This window comes from Pseudomonas sp. LSJ-87, assembly GCF_032971465.1.
Classification (GTDB): domain Bacteria; phylum Pseudomonadota; class Gammaproteobacteria; order Pseudomonadales; family Pseudomonadaceae; genus Aquipseudomonas; species Aquipseudomonas putida_Z.
On record NZ_JAWJYQ010000035.1, the window covers coordinates 18,052 to 33,574 of the forward strand.

Consider the following 15,523-nt stretch of genomic DNA (forward strand, 5'->3'; position numbering starts at 1 on the left):
GCTGTTGCCCTCTTCAGATGACGAAGATCGACGAGCCGGTGGTCTTGCGCGCTTCCAGGTCACGGTGGGCCTGGACGGCATCCTGCAGTGCGTAGTGCTGGTTGATCTCGATACGGATGCGCCCGCTGCCGACGTGATCGAACAGCTCGCCGGCCAGGTCGGCCTTTTCCGCCGGGTCGGCGATGAAGTCGGCCAGAGCCGGGCGGGTGAGCTGCAGCGAGCCCTTGATCGCCAGCAACTGCGGGTCGAACGGCGGGATGGTGCCTGACGCCGTGCCGACGCAAACCATCAGGCCGCGGCGCTTGAGCGAATCGAGCGAGCCCATGAAGGTGTTCTTGCCAACGCTGTCGAACACCACGTTCACCCCTACCCCGTCGGTCAGCTCACGCACGCGCGTGGCAACGTCCTCGACGCTGTAGTTGATGACGTGGTTGCAGCCATGGGCGCGAGCCACTTCAGCCTTGGCCTCGGTGGACACCGTGCCGATCACGTTCAGCCCCAGCAGCTGCGCCCACTGCGCGACGATCAGGCCGACCCCGCCAGCGGCAGCATGCAGCAGCACGCTGTCGCCGGGTTTGAAGTCATGGAGCCGACGCAGCAGGTAGGCGGAGGTCAGGCCGCGCATGGTCATGGCGGCGGCGGTTTCGAAGGCGATGGTATCCGGCAACTTGATCAGCGCGGCGGCAGGGATCAGGCGCTCGGTGCAATAAGCGCCCAGGGTGTTGAGGAAGCCGGTGTAGGTGACCCGGTCACCGACCGCCACCTGGGTCACGCCCTCGCCCAGCGCCTCGACCACGCCGGCCGCTTCCACGCCGATGCCATTGGGCAGCGGGATCGGGTAGGTGCCGTTGCGGAAATAGGTATCGGCGTAGTTCAGGCCCACCGCCACCTGGCGCAAGCGCACCTGCCCCGGGCCGGGCTCACCGACCTCGGCGTCCTCGTAGCGCAGCACCTCGGGGCCACCGGTCTGATGGAAACGTACGACTTTGGACATGCTTGTCTCTCCAATCATCGATCTGGACGCATGGCGTCAGTTCTGGGTGATTGGACTTTATGCCCTTGGGGTGCGGGGTGCTTCGCATCGGACGACAGCGGGTTTTCATTTGATGACAGTGCGGGTGGCGACCTGCCGATCACGAAAACCGTGTTTTATTCATGAGTCTCCTTGATGGTTATCCATGGCCAGACTAATACTTAAGTCTCTGCCTGGGGAGGCACGAAAAATGCAACCAAGATTCGTTATCGTTCCCGCTGTGCCGATCGAAAAGGAGTCGTTCCGCGTGGGTAGCCGCTATTACGCCGCTACCGTTTGTGGGGGTTTCGACATTTACGATAACCAAGCGAAGGAGCGGCTCAAGCCCAGTTATCCAAGCAGGACGGATGCACTGATGCAGTGCGAGCAGCTGAACAAGCGCGGTGATGCAGGCTGATCGCGCAAGCAATAGCCTTACTCGATCCCTGTGGGAGCGGCCTTGTGTCGCGAAAGGGGTGCGCAGCGCCCCCGAGATTTCAGCGTCAACACTCAAATTGCCGGGGCCGCTTTGCGGCCCTTTCGCGACACAAGGCCGCTCCCACAGGGGGTCACTTGTTCGTGGCCTCGCCCTGCTGCCAACCGGCAATCAGGCGCTGGGCATTCTCCTCGCAATCCATCCCCTGCGGCTTGTCTTCCATGCCCGCAATAACCGCCAGCAATTGCGCGCGGTTGTGCGCCAGCCGCTGCTGCATCGCTTCGATCTCCGCCACCTTGCGCTTGAGGCTGCCCAGCAATAGATCATGCCCACCCGCCGCAGCCCCGGAGGCGTCGGTGAGTTTGCGCATTTCTTCCAGGCTGAACCCGGCCTGCTGGCCGCAGGTGATGACCTCCAGCGCCCGCACCACCTGCTCCGGGTAATCCCGGTAACCATTGCCCAGGCGGCGCGCAGTAATCAGTCCGCTGGCTTCGTAAAAGCGGATACGCGATGCACTAAGCCCCGTGCGTCGCGCCAGTTCACCAATTTTCATTGCGGCAGCATTCCCCTCTTGACCTTAAAGCTGACTTTAACCTTAGCCTTCTCCCGAACCTAGCCCACGCGCGCAAAAACCGATGCGTGGCAACCCTTTGCGGAGATCGCCATGACGCCGTTCCAACCCCTGCACCTGCCCAATGGCAGTGTCATCCCCAACCGCATCGCCAAGGCGGCGATGGAGGAAAACCTGGCCAACCCGGACCAGACCCCTTCCGACCAGCTGCTGCGCCTTTACCAGGCTTGGGCCGAGGGCGGTGCCGGGCTGTTGCTGACCGGTAACGTGATGGTCGACCCTGGCGCCATGACCGGCCCGGGTGGCGTGATGCTCGATGCCAGCCAGCCACTGCAACGTTTTCGCGACTGGGCGCGCATCGGCCGCGCCCACGGCGCGCAGTTCTGGATGCAGATCAACCACCCGGGCCGACAGATGCAGGCCAACCTCGGCCAGCCCACCGTGGCGCCTTCGGCCATTGCCCTGGACATGGGCGGTTTGTCCAAGCTGTTCCCCTTGCCCAAGGCACTGGACGAAGCCGAGATCGGCGCGTTGATCCAGCGCTTTGCCCGCACTGCGGCGCTGGCTGAAGAAGCTGGTTTCAGTGGCGTACAGATTCACGCTGCCCACGGTTACCTGCTGAGCCAGTTTCTTTCGCCTCTGAGCAACCAGCGCCAGGATCGCTGGGGTGGCAGCCTGGAAAATCGCGCGCGGTTGCTGCTGGAGGTGGTCAAGGCCGTGCGTGACGTGGTTTCGCCCGGTTTCGCCGTGGCAGTGAAACTGAATTCGGCGGATTTCCAGCGCGGCGGTTTCGAACCGGCGGATGCGCGCCAGGTAGTGCTGTGGCTGAATGAATTGCCGGTGGACCTGGTGGAGCTGTCGGGCGGCAGCTATGAGGCACCGGCGATGCAGGGTGATGCCCGCGATGGGCGCACCCTGGCTCGCGAGGCCTACTTCCTGGAGTTTGCCCGGGAAATAGCCGCCATCGCGAAGATGCCGGTGATGGTCACCGGCGGTATCCGGCGGTTGCCGGTGGTCGAGCAGGTGCTGGCCAGCGGTGTGGCCATGGCGGGGATTGCCACGGCGTTGGCAGTCGAGCCTGCCCTGCCCCGGCGCTGGCAGCACGGCGAGCCGACGGCAACCGCCGAACTGCAGCCCATTCGCTGGAAGCGCAAGGCCTTTGCCGCACTGGCCTACATGGCCCTGGTGAAATTGCAGATGCGCCGCCTGGCTGCCGGCAGCCGGCCCAAGGCGCATGCGTCGCCCTTGCGCGCCTTGTTGCTGGAGCAAGGCTGCACGTTACTGCGGGTGCGGCAGTACAGGCGTATGATGAAAAGCCGAGCGGATTGATGGTGTGATCGCAGAGCCAGGGGTCACACATTCGCGCGGGGAGCACCTGCCTTCATCGGCGTCCTCTACCGGAGCACTGCCATGAACAAACCCTTTCACGCGCTGATCCTTGCACTGGCAGCGCTTTCTGCCTGCTCGTCCAACTCCGCGCTGTACCACGACCAGCCGCTGGTGGCGAAAGTCGCCAACGGCATGAGCAGAGACCAGGTCATGCAGATCGGCGGCAAGCCCGCTGCCGAGACCGAACGCACCGTGGTGCCCGGTACCTGTTTCGACTACATGTTGACCAAAGCCGACAACCGGCAACCCTACAGCGTGAGTTTCGACGGCACCGGCAAAGTGGACAATACCGCTTTCATGACCTGCGCCGAGTGGAGCAATGCCCAGCGCAGGGCCCGCCTGCCCAGCATGGGCGGCTCTAGCGGATCGGGTTACTGAGTCAGTCCAGGCATTCCCTGGCAGCCTGGCGCAATTTGTCGCCAGACAGGAAGCTGCCCTTGTAGAAGGTCGCGCGGCTGCCCTCGCGGGAATCGACTACGTCCAATACATCATCGGATGCCACGGCGCTGGGAGCCGTCAACCGGTAGCCGTGGGCGATCGATTTCTGCGTGGCCTGTGGCGCCAGCGCTTGCCACTTGGGCAGTACGCAGGCGGCGTACTGCTGGGGCGATTTGTGGGTCAGTTTGCTGGCAGTGGGTTTGCCAGGGGTTGCGCAGCCGGCAAGGCCGGTGACCAGTACAGCGGAGAGAACGATACGGAACGTAGACATTTGCAATTGGCCATCAAGAACACGCTGCATTCTAACGGGGGTTGTATTGGCTTACCAATCAACCAAAGTCTCGCTGCACGGGCCGCAACTGATATTTCTGCCAGTGGCCTGGGTGAGTGAAGGCTGGGAAAGTGCATCTGCCAATAGCCTTCGGAGCACTAACCATGCAAAAGAACACCAACAGAATGCAACTCTTCTATCAGAATGGAAAACTGATCTCTCTGACGGTTGGTGAACAAGGTCGCAGCATTTTCCGTATTACAGATGTGCCACTCGCCGAACTGCGAACGGAAGGCATGCACTCCAGCGGCTTGCTGGCGACGGACGATAAGGGTTCAGTGCTGAACGTGCAGGAAAACTCCTGATTCTGGGGGAACGGGCGCTATCGAGAACAGGCGCAGCCGGTATCAGCCACCGCGTCGCCTGCTTCGCGGGTGAACCCGCTCCCACAGGGACCCCATCAGCCGAAAGAATGCACCGCTCCCACAAGGACCCCACTTGCTGAAAGAATGCGCTGTCCCTGTGGGAGCGGGCGCGCCCGCGAACACCGGCGCAGCCGGTGCCAGCCACCGCGTCGCCTGCTTCGCGGGCATGCCCGCTCCCACAATGACCCCACCTGCCGAAGGAATGCGCTGTCCCTGTGGGAGCGGGTTTACCCGCGAACACCGGCGCAGCCGGTGCCAGCCACCGCGTCGCCTGCTTCGCGGGCATGCCCGCTCCCACAAGGACCCCACCTGCCGAAAGAATGCGCTGTCCCTGTGGGAGCGGGCGTGCCCGCGAACACCGGCGTAGCCGGTGCCAACCACCGCGTCACCTGCCGGGGGCGCTCGCTGACACCTGCGCCTGACGTCAATCCAGCGCGCCGTTCAATACCTCGTAGATGATCCCCGTAGCAACTGCCACCAGGATCAGGTCCGCACCCGCCTGCATCCATTCATAGCCATCGTAATGAGGCAGTTGCCCCAGCAGCCTGCCATCCAGCTTCTTGGCGATACCCGGCGGCAGTGGTTTGCCACGGGCCAGGTTCTTCTGAATGCCCGGGGGCAGCGCCGGCCCTGCGCTCCAGTAGCTGCGGTGCCCGTCAAGAATGCCAAGCACATCACCACGGTTTATCGACGGCCCACCATACGAGCCCCCGTGACCTTGACCATGCTGGCCCTTGTCCTTGCCGTGGCCCTGCCCTTTACCATTACCCGGGTCGGCATAAGTAAGCGCCGGCCCCACCGCCAGCGCGATCGAGGTAGCGATAACTGCCCATCGACGCTTTGCCATAGCTGTTTCCTTACACCAGAGACGTCCCAGCACTGTAGACCAAAACCCGGTTCAGGGTGAAAGTCCCCAAACCCGGGTCAGGGCTTGGCACTCCGATAGAGCATGATGGCTGCCACATCGAGTGCCAACACGGCAACGGCGAAGAGAAACATGAAGTACAGATCTTCTGGAAACATGGCCGTATCCCCAAATGGGCAGGTTTTCAGGGATGCAGCAATTCCCGTTCCAAACGCCTGGCTGAACGAGCCTCCCCCTCTGCTATCGAGATGATTGCTCCGTAACCACGACATCAGCCGGTAATGTTCCAGCGCGGCTTTCCCATTTTGCGACCACGATCGGCGCCAGCGCATTGCCGAGTACGTTCAGTGCCGTAACGGGCATGTCCATCAATCGATATACCCCTGCAATCAGGCCCACGCCTTCCAATGGCAAACCTGCCGCTGTCAGGGTTGCAGTCAGAATCACAAACATGAACCCGGGCACCCCGGCAGCGCCTTTGGACGTCAATACCATGATGAATACCAGCATCACCTGGTCGGCCAGGGCCAGTTCAATATTGTAGGCCTGCGCGATAAACAGCGTACCCAGGCCCGCAAACAGCGACGCGCCATCCAGATTGAATGAATAACCCAACGGGATCACCAGCGACGTGATCGCTCGCGGCACACCCCGTGCTTCGGTCTTGGCCATCAATTGCGGCATGACGGTGGCAGAACTCGCGCTGCTGAAGGCCAGTATCAGTTCATCCTTGAAGGCCTTGATGATCTCGAAGATATTCTCGCCAACAGCCCTGGCAACAAGGCCCAGCACGGCAATCGCGAAGAACAGTACCGCCACATAAGTAATGGCTGTCAGCTTTGCCAGCGGCATCAGTGAATCAATCCCGAAGGTCGACACGGTTACAGCTATCAGGGCAAAGATGCCGATCGGTGAGTAGGCCATGACCATATGAGTGACCTTGAACATGGTATCCACTACCGTCTGCAGCACGGCAACCAAAGGCTGCCTCCTGGGTTCATCCAGCGTAGACAGTGCCACCCCGAACAAGATGGCGAAGAACAGTACCGACAACAGCTTCGCCTCTGCCATTGCGGCCACTACGTTATCAGGAATGATGCCCAACAATACCTTGCCGAGCCCTGCCGAACCATTTTGCACCGGTGGCACTGCTTCACTCGCCGATGAAACGGCGAAACCCGCACCGGCGCCTGGCTGGAGCACGTTACCGACCAACAAGCCGAAAATGATTGCGACCCCAGTCACGACAAAGAAATAGACAAGGCTTTTTGTTCCCACCCGCCCCAGGGCGCGCTTGCCAGAGCCGGCTATGCCTACCACCATGCAGGAAAACACCAGCGGCACGATGATCATTTTCATCAGTTTTATAAACGCATCGCCCGCCGGCTGTAGCACTTGCTCGATCCACCACCCCTTGTAATCGGGAAAATGATTCAACAACACGCCAACGCATATACCGACAGCCAGACCAATTGCAATTTGCGTGATTAAATTTATTTTTATTCTCACAGGACTGATCTCTGTTTTTATAAGACACTAGGAAGCAAAGACTGCATTCAAATTCTTGAACCCCTTGATTTCGATCGGATTACCACTTGGGTCCAGGAAAAACATTGTCCTCTGCTCGCCAGGCTCACCCTCGAAACGTACAACCGGTGGAATTTCGAACTGCACGCCCAGAACTTCAAGGCGTTCAGCCAAGGCTTGCCAGCGATCCAAAGGCAATATCACCCCGATATGAGGCATCAGTACAAGGTGCGGGCCGACCTTGCCAGTGCGGCTGGTTTCAAAGGGTTTGCCCACATGCAGAGATATCTGGTGACCAAAGAACTCGAAGTCTACCCACGTATCAGTGCTACGCCCCTCGACACAGCCAAGAACCTCTTTATAGAATTTTCTTGCTTCATCCAGATCTTTGACATGATAAGCAACATGAAAGGGTGTCAACATGATGGTACTCCTCGAACGGAGCCACTATCCTCACACCGCCCGGCATTCATGTACACCAACTGACACTTGGTCTGAGCATAAGCATTTCTTATGGACATTCAAAATCTGGAAAGCCTCATATCTGTTGTTGAATGCGGCTCCATTGCGGGTGCGGCAAAGAAGGCAAATGTTTCAGCCGCTGCAATAAGTTTGCGCATTCGAAACCTGGAGAAACACTTGGGCTGCACTCTCTTCAATAGAGAGGCACACGCGATAAGGCCGACAGAAAAGCTGCTGGCATTGATTCCACGGATACGTTGCATCGTCGAGCATGCCAATCAGCTCAGGAACGACCTGAACGCCGATACGCTGACCGGGGAACTGCGCATTGGCGCCATATCAACCGCCCTAACCGGCCTTGTACCGGCAGCACTGGAGCATTTGTCATCCTCCGCGCCCGACCTCAAACTCACCATCACGCCCGGTGACTCGAAACTGCTTCATGACAAGCTGATCAATCAGGAACTGGATGCGGCAATTCTGGTGGCGCCACCCTTCAAGACAGCAAAATCGTTGAGAACGCTCACGTTGCGCAGCGAACCGCTGTGCTTGTTGGCACCTGCCGCGGCCTCCCGGGCTGAAGCGCAGGCAATGCTGGCCACCGGGCCCTATATCCGATACGCCGTCGATTCCTGGGGCGGCTTGATAACCCAGCGCTATCTGGACGATCTGGGTCTCGCGCCCAGCGTGGCTTGCGACCTGGATGCGCTCGAGGCCATCAGCCTGCTGGTGTCGCTGGGGCAAGGTGTTTCCTTGGTACCGCAATGGCCGTCATTGCTGGAGCAATCGCCAAACGCCCTCATTCTGACCGATGACCCAAGGTACTGCCGCGACATAGTGCTGGCCTACAGTGCCGGCCATCACCGCACGTCGGCAATCAAGCTGCTGGCATCCGTACTGATGGCCTGACACCCCAGTTCAGTACAGACGGGCCTTGATCAGCGGGCGCAGCAAGTAATTGAGCACGCTGCGCTTGCCGCTGAGGATATCCACCTCGGCAACCATGCCGGGAATGATCGGCAGCACCTCCTCGCCGCGCTTGAGCTGGCTGCCGTCAGTGCGAATCAGCACCTGGTAGTACGACTCCTTGCCGTGGGGCGTGTCCTCCTCGATGGTGTCGGCGCTGATCTGCTCCAGGGTGCCCTTGAGGTCGCCATAGATACTGAAGTCGTAGGCAGTGATCTTTACCTTGGCCGGCATGCCCGGCACCAGGAAGGCCACGTCGCGCGGCTTGATCCTGGCCTCTACCAACAGGCGGTCCTCCACCGGGATCACTTCCATGATCGCCTCGCCGGGCTGGATCACCCCGCCACGGGTGTTGATCAGCACGGTGTTGACCCGCCCACGCACCGGCGAAACGATCCCGGTGCGGCGCAGCTGGTCCTGGCGCTGCTGGACAATCGGCTCCAGGGCACTGAGGTCGGCCTTGCGCTGTGAGCGTTCGGTATAGGCATCCTGGAAGTAGCTGCTCTTCAGCTCGGTCAGCTTGCCGTTGAGGGTAGCGATGTCCTGGCTCAGGCGCAGCGCCTCCATCTGGCTCACCGCACGCTTGGCCACCAGCGGGCGAACCAGGTCGAGCTGGCTCTGGGCCAGGCTGATCTGCCTCTGGATCGCCTGGCTACCTTCGAGCAGCTTGTCCCGCCGCGACTTGAACAGCTCGCGCTCGGAACGCGCCAGCGGCCCTTGCGGGTCGATGTCCGATGGAAACTCGATGGCCGCCTTGCCCAGCACTTCGGCGTCCAGCCGGGCTATGGCCGCGCGCAGCACGCCAGCCTGGTTGGCCGACTCCTGGAAATTGGTGAGAAAGCGCGTCTCGTCCAGGCGCAGCAGCGGCTGGCCGACCTCCACCAGGTCGCCCTCCTGCACCAGCAGGCGGTCGAGAATGCCCCCTTCCAGGCTCTGGATCTTCTGGATGCGGCTGAACGGCACCACCCGCCCATCGCCGCGCGTCACTTCATCGAGCTCTGCCCAGGCGGCCCAGGCGACGAACAGCAAGACGCTGCCGAGCAGGGTCCAGAGCAGCGGGCGATAGACCGGGTGAGTGGTCGCCAGCAAGGGATCGGCCAGTTGCCGGCGCAGCACTACAGAACTCTTTTCAGCTGCCATGGCCGGCTCCTTCGGCGACCTGTGGCGCCTGCACCTGGTTGCCCAGCACCACCTGGTTCAGCGGGCCGTCCATGATCACCTGGCCGTTGCGCAGCACCACCGCACGGTCCACCAGCGCCAGTACGCTTTTCTTGTGAGTGGTGATGATCAGGGTACGGCGGCCCAGCCATTTCTGCAGGTAGTCGATGACCTGTTTCTCGCTGTTCTGGTCGAAGGCCGCGGTCGGCTCGTCGAGCAGCAGGATCGGCGGGTCCTGCAACAGTACGCGGGCCAACCCCACCGCCTGGCGCTGGCCACCGGAGAGGCTGGCGTTGCCCTGGATCGGCATGTCCAGCCCCAACGGGTGGGCGCGCACGAAAGTACCCAGCCCCACGCCATCGAGGGCTTCCAGCAATTCCTCGTCGCCCAGCGCGGCGTTGGCCAGGTTGAGGTTTTCGCGCAGGCTGCCGTGGAACAGCGCCACGTCCTGCGGCAAGTAGCCGATGCCGCGCTGGCGGTCGGCCGGGTCGAGCTGGCTCAGGGCGATGTCGTCCAGCAACAGCCGGCCGGATTGCGCGTCGAGCAGGCCGCTGAGCAGCCGCAGCAGGGTCGACTTGCCGGCGCCGTTGCCGCCGAGCAGCGCCACCCGCTCACCGGCCTGGATGTTCAGCGCCTGCACGTCGACCACCGGTGGGCTGTCGCCGTGGGCCAGGCGCACCGCCTCCAGGCGGTAATGCCCGTGGAGCCGGTCGCGGTGCACGAAGCGCTTGCCGGCGGGCCGCTCCTGCTCGGCGGACATCAGCTGGTCGAGGCCCTCCAGCGCCACCTTGGTGTGCTGCCAGCGGCCAAGAATGGCGGCAGCCTGGGACAGCGGTGCGATGGCCCGCGAGGCCAGGATCGAACAGGCCACCAGGGCACCGACGGTCATCGCGCCGTCGCTTATCCGGTAGACGCCGAACACCACCACCCCGACATAGCACAGCTGCTGGACGATGCTCGCCGAATAGCTGAGAGTCGAGGCCAGGGCGTGGGTCTTCATTGCGGTACCGGCCAGTTCCCCGGTGAGCGTCTCCCACTGCTGGCGGCAGCGGCCTTCGGCACGCGCAGCCTTGACCGTCTCCAGGTGTTCGAAGGCTTCCAGCAGCACGCTGTTCTTCATCGCCCCCTCGCGCAGGTTCTGCCGCGACAGGTGCCCCAGCAGGCGCTGGGTCAGTAGCCCCGGCAGCAGCATCAACACGCAGGCCACCAGCGGCACCCAGACCACATGGCCACCGATCACGGCAATGATCAACAGAAAGATCACCACGAACGGCAGGTCGCTGATCAGTGCGGCGCTGGACGAAGTGAAGAATTCGCGGACCGACTCGAACTCACGCACCTGGGTGCTGAACGCGCCCATCGACGCCGGTTTGGCGGCGATCCGGGTGCTCAGCACACGCGCGAACAGCAGGCTCGACAACTGCAGGTCCAGGCGCTTGCCGAGAACGTTCAGCAGGTGCCCGCGAAGGATCCGCAATACCCCGTCGACGATGATCGCCAGGGCCACGCCGCTGGCGAGTATCCAGAGGGTATCGAAGGCCGCGTTGGGTACCACGCGGTCGTACACCTGCATGGCGAACAGCGCCGAGGCGACCGCCAGGACGTTGGCCACCAGGGCCGCCGCCGTGACTTCCGCATAAGAGCGCCAGAGCCGCTTGAGCGGCCCGAAGAACCAGTGCTCCGGCAGGCCGCTGGCGTAGTCGCCCACCCGCCCGTCGGGGTGGTAGCGGCACTTGGCGAACACCGCCGTGCCGCTGTAAAGCGCCTCCAGAACGGGCAGCGCCATGCACTCACGGCCGCCGTCGCTCTGCGGCACCAGCACCTCGTACTGCTCACCCTCGATGCCAACCAGCAGCAGGCTGCGGCCATCGTCGAGCAACAGCAGGGCCGGCAGCAGGTAGGCGTCCATCTGCCGCAACGGCAGCTCCGCGACCCTGGCAGTGATGTCGGCGCGGCGCAGGGCGCGGGCGACCAGGCGCAGCGGCAGGCGTCCGTGCTCCAGTGCCAGGCCGTCGACCAGCTCGGCGTCGCCCAGCGGCCGGCCCAGTTGCCGGCACAGCAGCAGCAGGCCCTGGCGCAGCGGGTCGTCGTGGTTCAGGGTCACGACATTATCCGGGGTTTGTTCAACTTCCATGATTCAACCGATTCTCCAGTAATGCCCCCAACAGCCCGACCTGCGCAGCCGCCCGGTACTCGATGCGTTTGCGCTCGATGTGCAGATTGATCAATTGCCGCTCGGCCTCGAAGCGTTCGCGCTGCACATTGAGCAAGTCGATCACGTCGCGCCGGCCGACCTCGAACTGCTCGCGGTACAGCTCGCCAACCTGCTCCGACTCCGTCACCTGCTGGCTCAGCGACTGTTCCCGCCAGCGCAGGGTGTCGCCATTATCGAACAGCGTCTGCAACTGCCGGCGGATGTCACGCTGCATCGCATCGGCCGTCCATTGCGCCGACTCCAGACGCTGCTGCGCAGCGGTCGGCCGGCGGAAGTTGGAAAGCCCCTGGAAGGTATCCATGCGAAAGCGCAGCGACATCACCGAGTCGCTTTCCGGGCGCCCGCCGATCTCCCGGCGCAGCGCGGAGGCCTCCAGGTTCAACTGCGGCAGCAACGAAGCCTTGGCCTCGCGGACTTGCGCCTCGGCGACATTGGCGTCCTCCAACGCCTTGCGCTGCAACGGCGACTCGCGGATCACCCGCGCCACATCGCTGGCAGCCAGGTAGCGCTGCAGCGACATCGGCTCGGGCTCCACCAGCTCGGAGGGGTCCTGGCCAACCAGGATCGCGTACTGGTTGCGCGCGTCCTGCAGGTTGCCCTTCTCCAGCGACAGCTGTTCCTGGGCACGCGCCAGTTCGAGGTTGGCGCGGTCCAGTTCGCTGCGGTCGGCGTAACCGTCGCTGCCGCGCGCCTGGGTCATCTCGCGGATGCCGTCGAGGCGCTGGATGTGCTGGCGCACCGTCTCCACCCGGCGCTCCGAGGCAAGCACATCGAGATAGGTCTCGACGATATCCAGCGCCGCATCGTCGCGCGCCACCAGCACCGCCTCGGACAGCTTGCGCCGGGTCGCGCTGGCGCTGTCGACCTTGCTCGTCACCCTTCCCCAGTCATACAGCATCTGCGAGACGGTGACGTCGTAGACGACCTCGCCAACGTCGAACTCCTGCGGCCCTCCGGACATGGTGACGGAGGGGTAATAGCCACCCTTGGCGATCTCCACCTCGGTGCCCGCACGATCCGCCTCGGCCATCGCCGAACGCACCTGCGGGTGGATCGCCAACCCCGCCCGCACCGCCTGGTCGAGCGGGATGGCCGGGGCGGACAACGGCAGCCCCAGGCACAGGAGCCAGAGGGCTCCCGCGCCACGGCGCCGTCCCTTGAGCACGGACAGGCCGCGCATCAGACCACGACCTGTACCGTGTTGTCCTCGATCAGCAGGGTACTGCTGCCAAAGTTGTAGACATCGTAGGTAATGCCGTTGACCTGCTGGGTGGTCCCGGTGTTTACGGCACCCACCACGTTGAGGGTGTCGTTGCTCTCGCCAGTAATCTGCAGCACGTTGTTGGCATCGGTGATGGCGTCGACCTCCGCCGCGGTCAGGGTCAGCACGCTCCCCGAGTCGCCCCTGCCGAGGTCGATACGCTCGATGTTGGAGAGCGTGCCGACGCCGACCGCGTTGTAGTCAAGGTCGATGCCGTCGGCCAGGACCAACGTGTCGAAGCCGGCGCCACCGTCGATGCTGACGAAGTCGGTCGCGGTGATCTGGATGGCATCGTTGCCGTTGCCGGCCACCACGTGATCACCGGTCCCCACGTTGAAGATCAGGTCGTTGCCATCACCTCCATTGATGTGCTCCGAACTGCCGCTCGCCCCGGACATGACATCGTCCCCCGAGGTGCCGTTGACGTCGATCTGGCCGATATTCAGCGACAGCCCGTTGGGGGCCAGGGTGATGCCGTAGGCCGAGCTGTCGTTGCCATTGGTGTCGGTGGCGACGATATTGAACGAGATCTGCGAACCGAGGTTGAGGATATCGGTGATGTTCAGCCCCAGCTGGGTGAGGACGGTCGGGCTCAGCAGGTTCAGCGAGAAGTTGCCCGAGCTGTCCGCCTGGATCGGCAGCAGTTCGACGTTCAGCGCAGGGGTGATGACACGGATCACCACGCTGGAGTCCGGCTCGGTGGTGCCGCTGAAACCGAACCGCGGGTTCAGCGGGTTGAGGCTGACATCGACGCCGAAGTTGCCGATGGTGACTGGCTGTTCAATGCTGCCGCCAACGCCGATGGTCGCCACATTGCTCGGGTTGCCGGCCGGATCCTCGCCGGTGACCGAGACCTGGGCGTTGAGCAACTGGTCCAGGGTAAGGTCGATGTCCAGGTCGGTGAGCAGGTTCAGCGAAGCCAGCCCGCTGTTGTCGGCTGTCACCGTGGCGGTGGCGGTGACGCCGCCGATGTCCACTTCAACCGTCAGTTCGGTTCCTGGATCGGTGGAGATGGTCAGGATGCTGCCCACCAGCGACAGCACCGGGGTCGCAGGCGGGATGGTGTCGACGGTGAACGGCACCGGGGTCGAAGCAGTGCCGCCATTGATGTCTGCGGTAACGGTAGAGGCGCCCTCCGGGAACGGCCCCATGCCACCGCCAGGGGGAATGGTCACGGTGACGCTGCCGGCCAGGATATCGCCGGCGGTGATGGTGTGCGTTGCCTGCGTCTCGTAGCCGTTCTGCCCGGCGAAGGCGACGGTGATCACCTGGCCGACCTGCATGGTCGGGCGGATCGTCACGTCGACCTGGATGCCGTCGCTGATCTCGGCCGCGTTGATCCAGGTGTCGGCGGCTTCCGGCACACTGATGGTCGGCGGCGCCAGGTCCGGCGCGTTGATCGTCGCCGGGCCGCTGAGGTTGCCGGCAGCGTCGGCGGTGACCCCGCTGATCAGCTCGCCGGTGATCAGCGGTGGCGCCAACGGCAGGCTGAAGTTACCGGCGCCGTCGACATTCACCGTGATCGGGTTGGCGGTATCGCCGTCGATCACGAGGCGTACCTGGCTGTTCGGCTCGGCGGTACCGGTCAGCAGCGCACCGTCGGCACTGATGCTCAACAGCGGTGCCGACGGCGCCACCGAGTCGACCGTGGTACTGGCCGGGCCACTGCTGTTGCCGGCAGCGTCCTCGGCCACCGCGTTGACCACCGTGCCATTGGCCAGCGGCGTGGTTGGGGTGAAGCTCCAGTCGCCACTGCCGTCGGCGGTCGTCTCGCCGATCGGGTTGCCGCCACCATCGGTGAGGATGACGGTGGCGCCGGGCTCAGCAGTACCCGTGAGGACCACACCATTGCTCGGCTCGATAATCGGTGCGGCCGGGGCGATGGCGTCAACGGTGACGCTGGCCGGCCCGCTGGTATTGCCGGCCGCATCCTGGGCGACGGCATTGATGACTGTGCCGTTGGCCAGCGGCGTACCGGGCGTGAACGACCAGTTGCCACTGCCATCGGCGGTGGTCTGGCCGATCGGGTTGCCGCTGCCATCGGTGAGGATCACCCTGGCGCCGGCTTCAGCGGTACCACTGATCTCGGTACCGTTGCTCGGTTCGATCGTCGGCTGGCCAGGGGCTACCGCATCCACCGTGGTGCTGACTTGTGGGGTGCTGGTGTTGCCAGCGGCGTCCTGGGCCACAGCATTGATGACCGTGCCGTTGACCAGCGGCGTACCGGGCGTGAACGACCAGTTGCCGCTGCCGTCGGCAGTGGTCTGGCCGATCGGGTTGCCGCTGCCGTCAGTGAGGATTACCTTGGCCCCGGCCTCAGCGGTACCACTGATCACCACCCCGTTGCTCGGGTTGATGACCGGTGCGGCCGGCGCGACGGCGTCAACGGTGGCGCTGGTCGGCCCGCTGGTATTGCCGGATGGGTCCTGAGCCACGGCGTTGATCACCGTGCCGTTGCCCAGCGCAGGCGAAGGCGTGAAGGCCCAGTTGCCACTGCCATCGGCGGTCGTCTGGCCGATCGGGTTGC

The 15,523-nt window shown here is 63.4% G+C and carries 15 protein-coding genes; 5 read left to right on the forward strand and 10 right to left on the reverse strand.

The genetic code is table 11. The annotated features are described in order from the left end of the window. Nucleotides 1-13: 13 nt before the first annotated feature. Entirely contained in the window at nucleotides 14-994 is a 981-nt protein-coding gene (locus tag RYH74_RS19940) for a quinone oxidoreductase family protein (protein WP_013972529.1), read from the reverse strand. Between the two features lie 229 nt (nucleotides 995-1,223). On the opposite strand from RYH74_RS19940, the gene RYH74_RS19945 reads away from it, so the two are divergent. After that, the gene (locus tag RYH74_RS19945) at nucleotides 1,224-1,430 is read left to right on the forward strand and encodes a hypothetical protein (RefSeq protein WP_075045140.1); all 207 of its coding nucleotides are present in this window, start codon (nucleotides 1,224-1,226) and stop codon (nucleotides 1,428-1,430) included. A 151-nt stretch (nucleotides 1,431-1,581) separates the two neighbouring features. Here the strand turns inward: RYH74_RS19945 and RYH74_RS19950 are convergent, their stop codons facing one another. Further along, nucleotides 1,582-2,001 (reverse strand): MerR family transcriptional regulator, encoded by a 420-nt coding sequence (locus tag RYH74_RS19950; protein WP_075045139.1) that lies wholly within the window; start codon nucleotides 1,999-2,001, stop codon nucleotides 1,582-1,584. Between the two features lie 111 nt (nucleotides 2,002-2,112). Between RYH74_RS19950 and RYH74_RS19955 the strand changes: the two genes are divergently transcribed. Both RYH74_RS19955 and osmE read left to right on the forward strand, forming a co-directional pair. Further along, a complete protein-coding gene (locus tag RYH74_RS19955; RefSeq protein WP_317409975.1) occupies nucleotides 2,113-3,348 on the forward strand; it encodes an NADH:flavin oxidoreductase/NADH oxidase family protein in 1,236 nt (411 codons plus the stop codon). Between the two features lie 81 nt (nucleotides 3,349-3,429). Further along, nucleotides 3,430-3,786: an osmotically-inducible lipoprotein OsmE gene (gene osmE / locus RYH74_RS19960; protein WP_137163844.1), complete on the forward strand. Its 357-nt coding sequence runs from the start codon at nucleotides 3,430-3,432 to the stop codon at nucleotides 3,784-3,786. Between the two features lies 1 nt (nucleotide 3,787). Here the strand turns inward: osmE and RYH74_RS19965 are convergent, their stop codons facing one another. Beyond that, nucleotides 3,788-4,147: a hypothetical protein gene (locus RYH74_RS19965; RefSeq protein ID WP_317409976.1), complete on the reverse strand. Its 360-nt coding sequence runs from the start codon at nucleotides 4,145-4,147 to the stop codon at nucleotides 3,788-3,790. 134 nt (nucleotides 4,148-4,281) lie between these two features. Here RYH74_RS19965 and RYH74_RS19970 point away from each other — a divergent pair, with 134 nt between their 5' ends. Beyond that, a complete protein-coding gene (locus RYH74_RS19970) occupies nucleotides 4,282-4,482 on the forward strand; it encodes a hypothetical protein (RefSeq protein WP_317409977.1) in 201 nt (66 codons plus the stop codon). A gap of 484 nt (nucleotides 4,483-4,966) precedes the next feature. On the opposite strand, the gene RYH74_RS19975 is transcribed toward RYH74_RS19970, so the two are convergent. The 3 genes from RYH74_RS19975 to RYH74_RS19985 all read right to left on the reverse strand — a co-directional run bounded on the left by RYH74_RS19975 (nucleotide 4,967) and on the right by RYH74_RS19985 (nucleotide 7,357). Next, nucleotides 4,967-5,389 carry an anti-virulence regulator CigR family protein gene (locus RYH74_RS19975; RefSeq protein WP_013972524.1) on the reverse strand — a complete coding sequence of 141 codons (423 nt, stop codon included), beginning with the start codon at nucleotides 5,387-5,389 and terminating at the stop codon, nucleotides 4,967-4,969. A 258-nt stretch (nucleotides 5,390-5,647) separates the two neighbouring features. Beyond that, nucleotides 5,648-6,916 carry a cation:dicarboxylate symporter family transporter gene (locus RYH74_RS19980; RefSeq protein ID WP_317409978.1) on the reverse strand — a complete coding sequence of 423 codons (1,269 nt, stop codon included), beginning with the start codon at nucleotides 6,914-6,916 and terminating at the stop codon, nucleotides 5,648-5,650. A gap of 27 nt (nucleotides 6,917-6,943) precedes the next feature. Then, nucleotides 6,944-7,357, reverse strand: coding sequence for a VOC family protein (locus RYH74_RS19985; RefSeq protein WP_025338983.1), 414 nt, complete (start codon nucleotides 7,355-7,357; stop codon nucleotides 6,944-6,946). A 90-nt stretch (nucleotides 7,358-7,447) separates the two neighbouring features. Here RYH74_RS19985 and RYH74_RS19990 point away from each other — a divergent pair, with 90 nt between their 5' ends. Continuing rightward, a complete protein-coding gene (locus RYH74_RS19990) occupies nucleotides 7,448-8,305 on the forward strand; it encodes a LysR family transcriptional regulator (protein WP_286101825.1) in 858 nt (285 codons plus the stop codon). Nucleotides 8,306-8,314: 9 nt separating this feature from the next. On the opposite strand, the gene RYH74_RS19995 is transcribed toward RYH74_RS19990, so the two are convergent. The 4 genes from RYH74_RS19995 to RYH74_RS20010 all read right to left on the reverse strand — a co-directional run. Then, on the reverse strand, nucleotides 8,315-9,502 hold the full coding sequence (locus RYH74_RS19995; protein ID WP_025338981.1) for an HlyD family efflux transporter periplasmic adaptor subunit: 1,188 nt from the start codon (nucleotides 9,500-9,502) through the stop codon (nucleotides 8,315-8,317). Then, nucleotides 9,492-11,654 (reverse strand): type I secretion system permease/ATPase, encoded by a 2,163-nt coding sequence (locus RYH74_RS20000; protein WP_286101824.1) that lies wholly within the window; start codon nucleotides 11,652-11,654, stop codon nucleotides 9,492-9,494. The genes RYH74_RS19995 and RYH74_RS20000 overlap by 11 nt, the downstream gene beginning before the upstream one ends. Next, on the reverse strand, nucleotides 11,644-12,915 hold the full coding sequence (locus RYH74_RS20005; RefSeq protein WP_075045129.1) for a TolC family protein: 1,272 nt from the start codon (nucleotides 12,913-12,915) through the stop codon (nucleotides 11,644-11,646). The genes RYH74_RS20000 and RYH74_RS20005 overlap by 11 nt, the downstream gene beginning before the upstream one ends. Further along, a partial coding sequence (locus RYH74_RS20010) for an Ig-like domain-containing protein (protein WP_317409979.1) occupies nucleotides 12,915-15,523 on the reverse strand: 2,609 nt, incomplete at its 5' end. The genes RYH74_RS20005 and RYH74_RS20010, both read right to left, overlap by 1 nt.